The sequence below is a fragment of the Amycolatopsis sp. NPDC003861 genome (genome assembly GCF_053605405.1).
Genome location: NZ_JBSGJD010000016.1, coordinates 38,216 through 50,021, shown reverse-complemented (window position 1 = coordinate 50,021; position 11,806 = coordinate 38,216). Strand labels below are relative to the sequence as shown.

The 11,806-nt window shown below is 71.5% G+C and carries 13 protein-coding genes; 3 read left to right on the top strand and 10 right to left on the bottom strand.

The features are described 5' to 3' along the window. Window positions 1-48: 48 nt before the first annotated feature. Together ACWEVN_RS07015 and ACWEVN_RS07010 are read right to left on the bottom strand one after the other, a co-directional pair. Complete coding sequence (locus ACWEVN_RS07015) at window positions 49-714, bottom strand: response regulator (RefSeq protein WP_452050568.1); 666 nt, start codon at window positions 712-714, stop codon at window positions 49-51. Window positions 715-721: 7 nt separating this feature from the next. Then, window positions 722-1,789 carry a sensor histidine kinase gene (locus ACWEVN_RS07010; RefSeq protein WP_449683543.1) on the bottom strand — a complete coding sequence of 356 codons (1,068 nt, stop codon included), beginning with the start codon at window positions 1,787-1,789 and terminating at the stop codon, window positions 722-724. A 92-nt stretch (window positions 1,790-1,881) separates the two neighbouring features. Between ACWEVN_RS07010 and ACWEVN_RS07005 the strand changes: the two genes are divergently transcribed. Together ACWEVN_RS07005 and ACWEVN_RS07000 are read left to right on the top strand one after the other, a co-directional pair. Next, window positions 1,882-2,349 carry a DUF3761 domain-containing protein gene (locus ACWEVN_RS07005; RefSeq protein ID WP_452050579.1) on the top strand — a complete coding sequence of 156 codons (468 nt, stop codon included), beginning with the start codon at window positions 1,882-1,884 and terminating at the stop codon, window positions 2,347-2,349. Between the two features lie 86 nt (window positions 2,350-2,435). Beyond that, on the top strand, window positions 2,436-3,839 hold the full coding sequence (locus ACWEVN_RS07000; protein WP_452050567.1) for an MFS transporter: 1,404 nt from the start codon (window positions 2,436-2,438) through the stop codon (window positions 3,837-3,839). Here the strand turns inward: ACWEVN_RS07000 and ACWEVN_RS06995 are convergent. The 7 genes from ACWEVN_RS06995 to ACWEVN_RS06965 all read right to left on the bottom strand — a co-directional run bounded on the left by ACWEVN_RS06995 (window position 3,836) and on the right by ACWEVN_RS06965 (window position 10,241). Then, complete coding sequence (locus ACWEVN_RS06995; protein WP_449683541.1) at window positions 3,836-4,642, bottom strand: SAM-dependent methyltransferase; 807 nt, start codon at window positions 4,640-4,642, stop codon at window positions 3,836-3,838. The two genes, ACWEVN_RS07000 and ACWEVN_RS06995, sit on opposite strands and share 4 nt — an antisense overlap. A 42-nt stretch (window positions 4,643-4,684) precedes the next feature. Beyond that, window positions 4,685-5,488: an SAM-dependent methyltransferase gene (locus ACWEVN_RS06990; RefSeq protein ID WP_452050566.1), complete on the bottom strand. Its 804-nt coding sequence runs from the start codon at window positions 5,486-5,488 to the stop codon at window positions 4,685-4,687. Next, window positions 5,488-6,291, bottom strand: a complete 804-nt coding sequence (locus ACWEVN_RS06985) for an SAM-dependent methyltransferase (RefSeq protein ID WP_452050565.1) — start codon at window positions 6,289-6,291, stop codon at window positions 5,488-5,490. The genes ACWEVN_RS06990 and ACWEVN_RS06985 overlap by 1 nt, the downstream gene beginning before the upstream one ends. Before the next feature lie 43 nt (window positions 6,292-6,334). Then, window positions 6,335-7,897, bottom strand: a complete 1,563-nt coding sequence (locus tag ACWEVN_RS06980; RefSeq protein WP_452050564.1) for an acetolactate synthase large subunit — start codon at window positions 7,895-7,897, stop codon at window positions 6,335-6,337. Then, the gene (locus ACWEVN_RS06975) at window positions 7,894-9,279 is read right to left on the bottom strand and encodes an FAD-binding oxidoreductase (RefSeq protein ID WP_452050563.1); all 1,386 of its coding nucleotides are present in this window, start codon (window positions 9,277-9,279) and stop codon (window positions 7,894-7,896) included. Before ACWEVN_RS06975 ends, ACWEVN_RS06980 begins: the two co-directional genes overlap by 4 nt. Before the next feature lie 108 nt (window positions 9,280-9,387). Continuing rightward, the gene (locus ACWEVN_RS06970; RefSeq protein ID WP_310973290.1) at window positions 9,388-9,864 is read right to left on the bottom strand and encodes a roadblock/LC7 domain-containing protein; all 477 of its coding nucleotides are present in this window, start codon (window positions 9,862-9,864) and stop codon (window positions 9,388-9,390) included. A 5-nt stretch (window positions 9,865-9,869) separates the two neighbouring features. After that, window positions 9,870-10,241 carry a hypothetical protein gene (locus ACWEVN_RS06965; protein ID WP_310973289.1) on the bottom strand — a complete coding sequence of 124 codons (372 nt, stop codon included), beginning with the start codon at window positions 10,239-10,241 and terminating at the stop codon, window positions 9,870-9,872. Window positions 10,242-10,453: 212 nt separating this feature from the next. Between ACWEVN_RS06965 and ACWEVN_RS06960 the strand changes: the two genes are divergently transcribed. Continuing rightward, complete coding sequence (locus ACWEVN_RS06960; RefSeq protein WP_452050562.1) at window positions 10,454-11,266, top strand: aldo/keto reductase; 813 nt, start codon at window positions 10,454-10,456, stop codon at window positions 11,264-11,266. A 40-nt stretch (window positions 11,267-11,306) separates the two neighbouring features. On the opposite strand, the gene ACWEVN_RS06955 is transcribed toward ACWEVN_RS06960, so the two are convergent. Next, window positions 11,307-11,804, bottom strand: a complete 498-nt coding sequence (locus ACWEVN_RS06955; RefSeq protein ID WP_003079597.1) for a DUF3830 family protein — start codon at window positions 11,802-11,804, stop codon at window positions 11,307-11,309. Between the last annotated feature and the right edge of the window lie 2 nt (window positions 11,805-11,806).

Genomic DNA, 11,806 nt, shown 5'->3' with positions numbered 1-11,806 from the left:
CCGGCGGTGTCCCCTAAGGCCGGTCCCGTACACCCGGGGGAGTACGGGTCAGGGCGCCAGCCACCGCGGCGTCACCGCGCCGGATTCGTAGGCGAGGACGACCAGCTGCGCGCGATCGTGCGTGCCGGTCTTGGTCATGATGCGGCTGACGTGCGTTTTCGCCGTCGCCGGGCTCAGTGTGAGCTCGCGCGCGATGTCGTCGTTCGACAGCCCGGCCGCGACCAGGGACAGCACCTCGCGCTCGCGGTCGGTGAGCCGGTCGAGCGCCGGGGACGGCGCCGGGCGGGTGCCGCGCGCGGCGAACTCCGCGATCAGCCGCCGGGTGATCGACGGCGCCAGCAGCGCGTCGCCGCGGGCGACGACGCGCACGGCGTGGATCAGCTCCTCGGGCTCGGTGTCCTTCACCAGGAACCCGCTCGCGCCCGCACGCAGCGCGCCGTAGACGTCTTCGTCGAGGTCGAACGTCGTGAGGATGACGACCTTCGCCTGCACTCCGGGGTCTTCGAGGAGGTGCCGGGTGGCGGCGAGGCCGTCGAGCACCGGCATCCGGATGTCCATCAGGACGACGTCGGGGTGGTGGTCGTGCGCGGCCTGCAGCGCCTCGCGCCCGTCCGCGGCCTCGGCCACGACGGAGATGTCGTCCTCGCCGTCCAAAATGGACCGGAAGCCGGCGCGGACGAGCCGCTGGTCGTCGACGAGCAGGACCCGGATCATCGGCCCATCATCGCACCGGCAGCCGGGCGCGCACGCGGTAACCGCCGTCTTCGCGCGGCGCCGCGGTCAGCTCGCCGCCGAGGGCCCGCGCGCGTTCGGCCATCCCGCGGATGCCGTTGCCCGCCGGCGCCGCGCCGCCGCGGCCGTCGTCGTCGACCTGCACGGACAGCTCGTCGGCGCCGTAGCCGAGCCGGACGACGACGGTCTTCGCGCCGGCGTGCTTGGCGACGTTCGTCAGCGCCTCCTGGACCACCCGGAACGCGGCGTGCTCGACGTCCGGGGGCAGGTCACGGGCGACGCCGTCGATCTCGGTGCGCACGGTCAGCCCGGAGGCGCCGACCGATTCGGCCAGCTCGGCGACCCGCTGGAGGCTCGGGCCGCCGGTCCGGCGGAGCATGCCGAGCGTCGCGCGCAACTCCTGGAGCGCGGTCTTGCTGGCGTCCTTGATGGCGCCGAGCGCTTCCTCGGCCTGCCCGGGCTCACGGCGGTGCAGCGCGGCGCCGGCCTGGACGTTGATCAGCGCGAGGTGGTGGCCGAGGACGTCGTGCAGCTCGCGGGCGATGCGCAGGCGTTCGTCGGTGGCGCGGGCCCGGGCCTCGGCCTCCTTGGTGCGCTCGGCTTCGGCGCGGTAGTGCGCGACGGCCCCGCCGGCGACCAGGGCGACGAACCAGCCGGTCATCAGGAAGAAGGCGAAGTTGTCGACGTGCCGCCCGGTCCGCGAGCCGATCTCCCCGGCGGCGACCCCGGCCATCGCGGCGACGACGAGCAGCGCGGCCCCGCGGATCCGCCCGGCCGCGGCGGCGTTGTAGAGCGCGTAGGCGAAGGCGAGCAGGACGAGACCGTCGGGATCGGTGAGCGGGTAGTAGAGGGCGCAGCAGCCGAGCGTGACCGTGGCGACGGTCAGGGGGAAGCGGCGCCGGAAGAAGAGGGCGGCACAGGCGAGGACGGTGAGCACCCAGCCGACGGCGGCGTGGTGCGCGGGCTTGGCCCCGTCGTTGAGCACGGCGAACAGCGAGCCGACGAGCACCGCGATGATGACCGCGAGCTCGGCCGCGTACCGCCGTAACCAGGACATACGGCGAGTTTAGGAGAACCGGCGTAACAACCGGGCGCGTTCGATCGACTCCTGCGGCATTGCTTCGTGGTGCTAAGGGAGTCGGCATGCGAATGAAGTTCGGTGCGGTGCTGGTCGCGGGTGTGCTGGTCGCGGGGTGTGGGGCCGGTGCCGTGCCGCCCAAGGACGCCGGGAACCTCGGGGTGGTCGCCCCCACCACGTCGGCGTATTCGATCCCGACGTACTCGGCGCCGACCGAGACGTCGACGTCGGTGCCGACGACGTCCGCAGCGCCGGTGGTCACCACGACCCCGGAGGCGCCGAAGACGGTCGCGCCCAAGGTGACCGCTCCGAAGGCGACCACGCCGCGGACCACCGCCCCGAGGACCACCGCGCAGGCCGCGCCGAAGCCGGCCGAGTGCGGGGCCGACTACTACCGGAACTCGGACGGCAACTGCGTCCACCGGCCCAGTGACAACCCGGCCGGCGCCACGGCCCTCTGCAAGGACGGCACCTACAGCTACAGCCAGCACCGCTCGGGCACCTGCTCCGGCCACGGAGGCGTCCGCACCTGGCTGTGACGAAACCGCCACTCGTACGGAAACCCGTCACCCCGTAGGTACAGTGCATGAAGTTGCATGACGCGTACTAAACACACACTGGGGGTGTGGTGGTGTCCCGTTCCGGCCGGGCGATCGTCGTGGTGCTCGCCTCGTGCGGGCTCGTTGCCTCCTTCATGCAGACGCTGGTCGTGCCGCTGATCCCGGTCTTCCCGCGGCTGCTGCACGCGTCCCCGGCCGACGCGTCCTGGGTGGTCACCGTGACGCTGCTGGCCGCCTCCGTCGTTACCCCCGTGAGCGGGCGGCTCGGCGACCTCTACGGCAAACGGCGGATGATCCTCGTCAGCCTCGGGCTGCTCATCGCCGGCTCGGTCGTGTCCGCGACGACCAGCGCGCTCGCCTTCCAGATCCTCGGCCGCGGGCTGCAGGGCTGCGCGATGGGCGTGATCCCGCTCGGCATCAGCATCATGCGCGACGAACTGCCGCCCGAACGCGTCGGTGGCGCGATCTCGCTGATGAGCGCGACGCTCGGGGTCGGCGGCGCCATCGGGCTGCCGGTCGCGGCCGTGGTGGCCGAGAACGCCGACTGGCACGTGCTCTTCTGGACCGCCGCCGGGCTCGGGCTGGCCTGCGCGCTGCTGATCCTCACCATGGTGCCCGAGTCGCCGGTGCGGACGCCCGCGCCGTTCGACTACTTCGGCGCCTTCGGCCTGGCCGCCGGGCTGCTCTGCCTGCTGCTGCCGGTGGTCAAGGGCGGGACCTGGGGCTGGACCAGCGCTCGGACGCTCGGGCTGGCCGCGGCCGCCGTCGTCGTCCTGCTCGGCTGGGGCGTCTACCAGCTGCGCCGCCGCGATCCGCTGGTCGACCTGCGGGTGTCCGCGCGCCGCCCGGTGCTGTTCACGAACCTCGCGTCGATCATGGTCGGCTTCGCCCTGTACGCCATGGCGTTGTCGTTCCCGCAGCTGCTGCAGGCGCCGGCGTCGACCGGCTACGGGCTGGGCCAGACGCTGGTCGAGTCCGGCCTCACGCTGGCCCCGAACGGCCTGGTGATGATGCTGCTCTCGCCGGTCTCGGCGCGGCTCATCGCCCGGTTCGGCCCGCGCCCGACGCTGATTAGCGGCTCGCTGGTGATCGCCGCCGGGTACGCGTTCGCGATCGTGCTCATGGACAACGCCGCCGAGCTGATCACGGCGTCGGTGATCATCGGGGCCGGCGTGGGCATCGCGTACGCGGCGATGCCCGCGCTGATCATGGGTTCGGTGCCGGTCACCGAAACGGCGTCGGCGAACGGCCTGAACTCCCTGATGCGCGGCGTCGGCACGGCCGTCTCCAGCGCGGTGATGGCGGCGATGCTGGCTCAACTGACCATCACCGTCGGCGGGCTGCCGGTGCCGTCGCTGTTCGGCTTCCGCGCGACGTTCGCGGTGGCCGCGTTCGCCGCGCTGGCGGGGGCGCTGCTCGCGGCGCTGGTCCCGCGGACGCGGACCGCGCCGGAGCTCGTCGCCGTCTAGTTCTTGCGGGCCACCAGGGCCAGGCCGCCGCATTCCGCGGGGTCGGGCGGCATTTCCGCGGGGTTGTCCGGCCGCCACTCGGGGATGAACACGATGCCCGGGTCGACGATCTCGAAGCCGTCGACCAGCGCCTGGAGCTCGTCGGCCGAGCGCGGGGTCACCGGGTTCGCGCTCTTCTGGTACATCGCGACCGCACGGGCCGTGTCGTCGCTCTGCTGCTCGTAGGTGGCGGACGACAGCGCGAGGTAGCTGCCGGGCGCGAGCGCGTCGCGGTAGGCGGCGATCAGCCCGGCCGGGTTGCGCTCGTCCGGGATGAAGTGCACGAACAGCGCCATCACGACCATCACCGGCTGGTCCAGGTCGAGCATCATCTCGGTGATGTCGTGCTCGAGGACGTCGTCGGGGAACTCGGCGTCGGCGTGCACCATGGCCGCGTTGTCGTTGTCCTCCAGCACGATCTCGCTGTGTGCGACGGCGACCGGCTCGTTGTCGACGTAGACGACGCGCGCGCCGGCGTCGACGGCCTGGGCGACTTCGTGCACGTGCCCGACCGTCGGCATCCCCGAGCCGATGTCGAGGAACTGCCGGATGCCCTGGTCCATCCCGAACCGGATGGCCCGGCGCAGCCACTGCCGGTTGAGCCGGGCCCGCTCACGCGCGTTCGGCTGCGCGGCCAGCACCTGCTCGGCGAACATCCGGTCGACGGCGTAGTTGAGCTGTCCGCCGAGGATGTAGTCGTACACGCGCGCGGCGTTGGGCTTGTCGAGGTCGATGCCCCGCCGCGCGTACTCGTCTTCGCTCATCCGCCGCTCCCCGGAAGTCAGGTGTGCCGCGAGAATAGCCGCTCAGTTCCGGCGGGCCACCAGGGCCAGCTGACTGGCCTGCTCCGGGTGCTCGCCGACCTCGGCGGGGTCGTCCGGCCGCCACTCCGGCGTGAACACGATCCCCGGCGGCACGATCTCGAAGCCACCGACCAAGGCGCGCAGCTCCTCCCGCGACCGCGCGAAGACCTCCGTCACGCTCTGCTGGTACAGCTCCGCCGCGCGGCGGACCTCCTCGCCCTGCCCTTCGAACGTGCCCGACGACAGCGCCAGGTAGCTCCCCGGCGCGAGCGCGTCCCGGTAGGCCGCGATCAACCCCGCCGGATCCCGCGAGTCCGGGACGAAGTGGATGAACGCCGCCATGATCAGCATCACCGGCTCGGTGAAGTCCAGCAGCCGCTCGGCCGCCGGGTGCCCGAGGACGTCGGCCGGGCGCTCCGCGTCCGCCTGCACCATCTCCGCGTTGGCGTTGTCCTGCAGGACGATCTCGCTGTGCGCGACGGCGATCGGCTCGTTGTCGACGTACACCACCCGGGACGCCGGGTCGATCGACTGCGCGACCTCGTGCACGTGCCCGACCGTCGGCATGCCCGAACCGACGTCCAGGAACTGGCGGATCCCCTGCGAAGCGCCGAAACGCACCGCGCGGCGCAGCCACCGGCGGTTGAGCACGGCCAGTTCCCTGGCCTCCGGCCGCACCTGGAGGATCCGCTCGGCGAACTCCCGGTCGATCGCGTAATTGAGCTTGCCGCCGATCAGGTAGTCGTACACGCGCGCCGCGTTCGGCTTGTCGACGTCGATGCCGCGCGGCGCGCGGTCGCCGGCCATCACCGCTCCTTGCGGCCCACCAGCGCGAGGCCGCCCGACTGCTCCGGCGGGTCTTCGAGCGGGCCGTCCGGACGCCATTCCGGCGTGAAGACGATCCCCGGCGGCAGGACTTCGAAGCCCGTCACCAGCGCCCGCAGTTCGTCGGGCGACCGCAGGGTCAACGGCGTGCCGCTCTTCTCGTACAGCGCGACCGAGCGGTGAGTCTCCTCGCCCTGTCCTTCCCAGGTGCCCGACGACAGCGCGAGGTAGCTGCCCGGCGCGAGGACGTCGCGGTAGGTGCCGATCAGCCCGGCGGGGTCCCGCGAGTCCGGGATGAAGTGCACGAACGCCGCCATGATCACCATCACCGGCTCGCCGAAGTCCAGCAGCTCCTCGGTGACCGGGTGCTCCAGCACCTCGTCCGGGCGCTCGGCGTCGGCCTGCACCATGGCGGCGTTCTCGTTGCCCTCCAGCACGATCTCGCTGTGCGCGACGGCGATCGGCTCGTTGTCGACGTACACCACCCGCGACTTCGGGTCGATCGCCTGGACGACCTCGTGCACGTGCCCGACCGTCGGCATCCCCGAACCGATGTCCAGGAACTGCCGGATGCCCTGCTCGGCGCCGAACCGCACGGCGCGGCGCAGCCAGGCCCGGTTGGTCAGCGCCATGTGCTGCGCGTTCGGCAGCACGCCCAGGACGCGGTCGGCGAACATCCGGTCGACGGCGTAGTTGAGCTTGCCGCCGATCATGTAGTCGTACACGCGCGCGGCGTTCGGTCTTTCGAGGTCGATGCCCCGCTTCGCGTGTTCGTCGTCGCTCATCCGCCGCTCCCGGGTCGAAGGTGTGACGGGAGAATAGTCCGGTTCACAGCAGTGGCGGCACCGCGGCGTCGATGAGGTGCGGGCCGGGCTCGGCGAAGGCGCGCTGGAGCTGTTCGGCGAGCTCTTCGGCCGTGGTCGCCCGGGACGCGGGCACGCCCATGCCCTCCGCGATCTTCACGAAGTCCATGTCCGGCCGGGAAAGATCGAGCAGGTCGTTCGCCTTCGGGCCGCCCGAAGCCGCGCCGACGCGCTGCAGCTCCAGCCGCAGGATCGCGTACGCGCGGTTGTTGAGCAGTACCGTCGTGACGTTCAGGTTCTCCCGGGCCTGCGTCCACAGCGCCGAAATCGTGTACAGCGCACTTCCGTCGGACTGCAGGTTCAGCACCGGCCGGTCCGGCGCCGCGACGGCCGCGCCGGTGGCCACCGGCATGCCGTAGCCGATCGCGCCGCCGGTCAGCGTGAGGACGTCGTGCCGCGGCGCGCCCGTCGTCGCCATCGGCAGCATCAGGCCGGAGGTGTTGGCCTCGTCGGCGATGATCGCGTTCTCCGGCAGCAGCGCCCCGATCACCTCGACCCAGTTCTGCGGGGTCAGCGGCCCGCTGGGCAGCGCCGGCCGCGATTCCGGCGCCAGCACGGGCTCGGTGTCCGCGGCGACCAGCTCGGCGACCTCGTTCAGCGCGCGCGTGACGTCCTGCCCGACCGACGCCAGCGTGTGCACCTGGGCGCCTTCGGGCACCAGGTCGCTGGCCTTGCCCGGGTAGGCGAAGAACGACACCGGCGCCTTCGTGCCCGCGACGACGACGTGCTTGATCCCGTCGAGCTGGTAGGCGACCTGCTCGGCGAGGTAGCCGAGCCGCTCGATCGCGGGCAGCCCGGCGCCGCGCTCCAGCCGCGCCGGGAACGTCTCGACGAACACCTTGGCGCCGGTCGCGGCGCCGATGCGGCTGGCGGCGCGCAGGCCTTCCTCGCGGCACGCGCCGCCGCCGACGAGCAGGGCCACCGGCTCACCGGTGCCGAAGACCGCGGCGACGTCCTTGACGGTCGTCGCGTCGACGGCCTGCGGCACGCGCGGTGGGATCGGCGCGCAGGTCTCGCCGCCCTCTCCCCACGAAGCGTCCGCGGGCAGGATCAGCGTGGCGACCCGGCCGGGCGCGTCCTGCGCGGCGGCGACCGCGGCGGCGGCGTCCGCACCGACGTCCTTGGTGTGCTCCGAGCGGCGCACCCAGCCTTCCAACGAGCCCGCGACGGCCTCGATGTCCGACTCCAGGGGTGCGTCGTACTGCTTGTGGTAGGTCGCGTGGTCGCCGACGACGTTGACGATCGGCGTGTGCGCGCGCCGCGCGTTGTGCAGGTTCGCCAGGCCGTTGCCCAGGCCGGGGCCCAGGTGCAGCAGCGTCGCGGCGGGCTTGTCCGCGATCCGCGCGTACCCGTCGGCCGCGCCGGTGACGACGCCTTCGAACAGGGCGAGCACGCCCCGCATCTCGGGGACGGAGTCGAGCGCGGCGACGAAGTGCATCTCCGACGTGCCCGGGTTCGCGAAGCACACCTCGACGCCGGCGTCGACCAGCGTGCGGATCAGGGACTGGGCGCCGTTCAGCTCGCTCATGCTTTTCCTTCGGGGAAGAGAACGCCGGGGTTGAGGATCCCGGCGGGGTCGAAGCTCTGCTTGATCCGGCGCATCAGCTCGATCTTCGCCGGGTCTTCGAGTTCGGAGTGGTAGTGCGCCTTGGTGCGGCCGAGGCCGTGCTCGCCGGAGATCGCGCCGCCGAGTTCCATGGCGTAGGCGAAGACGTCGGTGAGCAGCTGCTTCCGCTTGGCGTCGTCCTTGCAGAAGATGCCGAGGTGGACGTTGCCGTCGCCGGCGTGCCCGCAGCCGAGCGCGCCGCCGCCGGCGGCCATCGCCAGCTCACGCGCCTTCGAGATGAACTGCGGCATCGCGGTCCGCGGCACGACGACGTCGATCACGTCGTCGGCGCCGGCCGCCTTCGCGGTCCAGAACGCCTTCTCCCGGGCTTCGATGAGCTTGCGGGCGGCGTTGCCTTCGAGGACGTAGACGTCGGTGGCACCCAGCTCGCTCAGCAGCTCGCCGACGGTTTCGACGTCTTCCCCGAGGCGCCCGGTCTCACGATTTTCCAGCGCCACCACGAGGTACGCCTCGCTGGTCTCGCGGATCTCGTCCGGCACACCCAGTTCGAGCTTCTCGTTGTAGACGATCGCCGCCATCGTCAGGTTGTCGATGTACTCGAGGATGTGCGGCGCGAGCCCGCTGGAGAGGACTTCCGGCACGGCGGCCATGACCTGGCCGAAGTCGCGGAAGGGGGCGAGCACGGTGGCGCCGTGGGCCAGCCGCGGGTGCAGCTTGACGGTGATCTCGGTGGCCAGCGCGAGAGTGCCCTCGGAGCCGATGATCAGCTGCGTGAGGTCGTAGCCGGTGGAGATCTTCGACGTCTTGCCGCCGGTCCGGATGATCTCGCCGGTCGGCAGCACGGCCTGCAGGCCGAGCACGTTGTTGCGGGTGACGCCGTACTTGACCGCGCGCATCCCGCCGGCGTTGGTGCCGACGTTCCCGCCGACGCTCGCGCTGAGCTCACCCGGGTAGACGGTGTAGCCGAGCCCGGCTTCGGCGGTCTTGGCGTCGAGTTCGGCGAGGGTGACGCCGGGCTGGACGACGGCGACGTGGTTCCCGGTGTCGACTTCGAGGACGGCGTTCATCCGCTCGAAGGAGATCAGCAACCCGTCCGCCTGCGGCCGGGCCGCCCCGGACAGCCCGCTGCCCGAGCCGCGGGCCGTCACGGGGACGTTGTGTGCCGAAGCGGCTTTCAGCAGCTCCGCGACTTCTTCTGCCGTTGCCGGCTTCGCGACGTACGCAGGCTTCTGCGGTTCCGCCGTCAGCGCTTCGTCGTGCGCGTAGTCCTCCGAGATCGCCTCGCCCGTCAGCAGGTTTCCGTCCCCGACGATCTCGGCCAGGCGTGCCGCCACGTCGCCCATCGGCAGTTTCTCCTCCGCGCCGTCGCTGTGGTTACCGCAGCGTAGTACGTACCGGCGGTACGCCGCCATGAAGGATTTTCACGTTCTTGCGCGGAGGAGGTTCGCCGGTCAGTTCGCCGTGGTCAGAGCGTCCTGGAGCAGGGTCAGCGCCTGCCTCGCGACGACGTTGAACAGGCCCATGGTCGTGTCCGGCCGGGCGAACACGACCAGCAGGATCGGCCCCTGCACGGGGAAGACGCAGACGTGCCCGAGCGAACCCTGGAACATCGCGCCGCGGGCCTCGCCGAGGCCGGCCTGCCCGATGAACCTCGTGGCCAGCCCGACCGCGGCGGCGGACATGGCCGCCACGCTGTCGTCTTCGATCTCCCGGGTGTCGCTGGCCAGCAGCAGGCCGTCCCGGCTGGCCACCAGGAGCCCGGTGATGTTGGCCCGGTCGACCCGGTCGCGGATCTCGTCGAGGGCCTTGGCCGCGGCCTTGGCGTCGGGGTGGGCCTCCCGGGGTCCCTTCTGGACGGGGAAGGCCGGGGTCGCACCGAGCTTGCGCGTCGGCAGCGGCACCGGGGTGCCGGGTACTTCGGCCGGCATCCCCGTCACACGACCAGCTCGGCTTCGATGTTCTTGAGGTAGTGCCGCGCCAGCGCGAGGTTGGCCCGCTCCCGGTCCAGGACGAGGTACAGGAACAGCGCGGAGTCGTGCTTGGCCGGCTTGAGCAGGCGGATCAGGTGGTACTGGCGACCGAGCGTGATGAGGATGTCCTCGATCTCGTCGTTGAGCCGCAGCGCGGAGATCACGCGCAGCTTGGAGCGGACGACCTCGGTGTTGCCCGCGGCCGCGGTGTCGAGGTCCAGCCAGTCGCCGCCGCCCAGCGTCCCGAGGGCCATCCCGCTTTCGTAGTCGACCAGGGCGGCACCGACCGCGCCGGTGATGGAAAGCGCTTCCTTCAAGGCTGTTTCGATGTTCATGGGGCTCGTCTTCTCCCTTGTCCCGACGCCTTGACGTGCCGACCCGGTGGTCAGGTGCGATCACCCTAGAGTTGCCTGAGGCGTCAGCATATCCCCAAACGGAGCAATCAAATTGCTCCAATGGCGCTATTAGATAACGCGGAGTGCAAGTTGCAGATTTAGCTCAGACTAAATCTCTGGTGGGTGACAGGGTCGGCGGCGAAGCTTCCGGCATGACCTCGACGTACACCTTCGAAGACGGCCTTTCCGTGCACCGCCTGGGTTTCGGCGCGATGCGGCTCACCGAGTGGGACCACGTGCGCGACGGTGCCGCCGCGGTCGCGCGCCGCGCGGCCGACCTCGGCGTGACGTTCTTCGACACCGCCGACGCCTACGACCTGGGCCTGAACGAGGAACTGCTCGCCGACGCGCTCCACCCGTACCCGGGGCTGCTCATCGCGACGAAGTGCGGGCACGCCCGCCCGAGCCGCGGCGAGTGGGTCCCGCTCGGCCGGCCCGAATACCTCCGGCAGCAGGCGGAACTTTCGTTGCGGCGCCTGCGCGTCGACCGGCTCGAGCTGCTGCAGCTGCACCGGGTCGACCCGCAAGTGCCGCTGGCCGACCAGATCGGCGCGCTCGCCCGGCTGCGCGACGAGGGCAAGGTCGCCCGGATCGGGCTGTCCGAAGTGACCGTCGCGCAGCTGGCCGAGGCGCAGGCGATCGCGCCGATCGCGAGCGTCCAGAACCGCTACAACCTGACCGACCGCGCGTCCGAGGACGTCCTCGACCACTGCGAGCGCAACGGAATCGCGTTCGTCCCGTGGCTCCCGATCGCCCGCGGCGACCACGCCACGGCGGACGGCGTGCTGGGCAAGGTCGCGGCCGGCGTCGGCGCGACCCCCGCTCAGGTGTCCCTCGCCTGGCTGCTGCGCCGGTCGCCGGTGGTGATCCCGATCCCGGGGACGTCGTCGATCGCGCACCTGGAGGAAAACTGCGCCGCGGCGGAAGTCGTGCTCTCCGACGCCGATCTCGCGCAGCTGGGCTGAGCTCGGCCCGGCCGCGGAAAACCGCGGCCGGGCCGGGGGATCAGGCGCGGGCGAATGAGAGCGTTTCGCCCTCGACACCCCGCAACCACAGGTCCTGCGCGGCCGCCGCCATCTCGGCCAGGCCCTCCTCGATCGTGGCGAACACGTTGCCGGGCACCCAGCCCGCGTCGCCGTTGATCAGCAGGTTGTTGCGGCCGTAGAAGATCGCCAGGTCGGTCGCGCCCTGGTCGCTGTGCGCTTCGCTGCCTTCGTCGTAGCCGTACGCCGGATTGCCGATTTCCCAGGCCTCGAAACCGAAGTACACGACGTCGCCGGGGATCGGCGTGATCGTCGGGTTCTCCCGGCCCGGCTTGGGTTCGGCGAACGGCGGCACGAGCGTGTAGACCTCGTTGCGCGCGTACTTGGCGTGGTAGGCGGATCCGCTCTGCGGCAACGCGTCCCAGACCGCCTTGCAGGTGCGCGGTGCCTCGTCGTCCAGCAGCCGGGCCCGGCAGGAGACGCCGCGCTTGTCCAGGGTGATCGTGATGTACCGGGCCATGC

Excerpts from the sequence above, each read along its gene's own strand:
- ACWEVN_RS07015 (WP_452050568.1), bottom strand. The coding sequence starts at position 714 with ATGATCCGGGTCCTGCTCGTCGACGACCAGCGGCTCGTCCGCGCCGGC.
- ACWEVN_RS07010 (WP_449683543.1), bottom strand. The coding sequence starts at position 1,789 with ATGTCCTGGTTACGGCGGTACGCGGCCGAGCTCGCGGTCATCATCGCG.
- ACWEVN_RS07005 (WP_452050579.1), top strand. The coding sequence starts at position 1,882 with ATGAAGTTCGGTGCGGTGCTGGTCGCGGGTGTGCTGGTCGCGGGGTGT.
- ACWEVN_RS06995 (WP_449683541.1), bottom strand. The coding sequence starts at position 4,642 with ATGAGCGAAGACGAGTACGCGCGGCGGGGCATCGACCTCGACAAGCCC.
- ACWEVN_RS06990 (WP_452050566.1), bottom strand. The coding sequence starts at position 5,488 with ATGGCCGGCGACCGCGCGCCGCGCGGCATCGACGTCGACAAGCCGAAC.
- ACWEVN_RS06985 (WP_452050565.1), bottom strand. The coding sequence starts at position 6,291 with ATGAGCGACGACGAACACGCGAAGCGGGGCATCGACCTCGAAAGACCG.
- ACWEVN_RS06980 (WP_452050564.1), bottom strand. The coding sequence starts at position 7,897 with ATGAGCGAGCTGAACGGCGCCCAGTCCCTGATCCGCACGCTGGTCGAC.
- ACWEVN_RS06975 (WP_452050563.1), bottom strand. The coding sequence starts at position 9,279 with ATGGGCGACGTGGCGGCACGCCTGGCCGAGATCGTCGGGGACGGAAAC.
- ACWEVN_RS06970 (WP_310973290.1), bottom strand. The coding sequence starts at position 9,864 with ATGCCGGCCGAAGTACCCGGCACCCCGGTGCCGCTGCCGACGCGCAAG.
- ACWEVN_RS06965 (WP_310973289.1), bottom strand. The coding sequence starts at position 10,241 with ATGAACATCGAAACAGCCTTGAAGGAAGCGCTTTCCATCACCGGCGCG.
- ACWEVN_RS06960 (WP_452050562.1), top strand. The coding sequence starts at position 10,454 with ATGACCTCGACGTACACCTTCGAAGACGGCCTTTCCGTGCACCGCCTG.
- ACWEVN_RS06955 (WP_003079597.1), bottom strand. The coding sequence starts at position 11,804 with ATGGCCCGGTACATCACGATCACCCTGGACAAGCGCGGCGTCTCCTGC.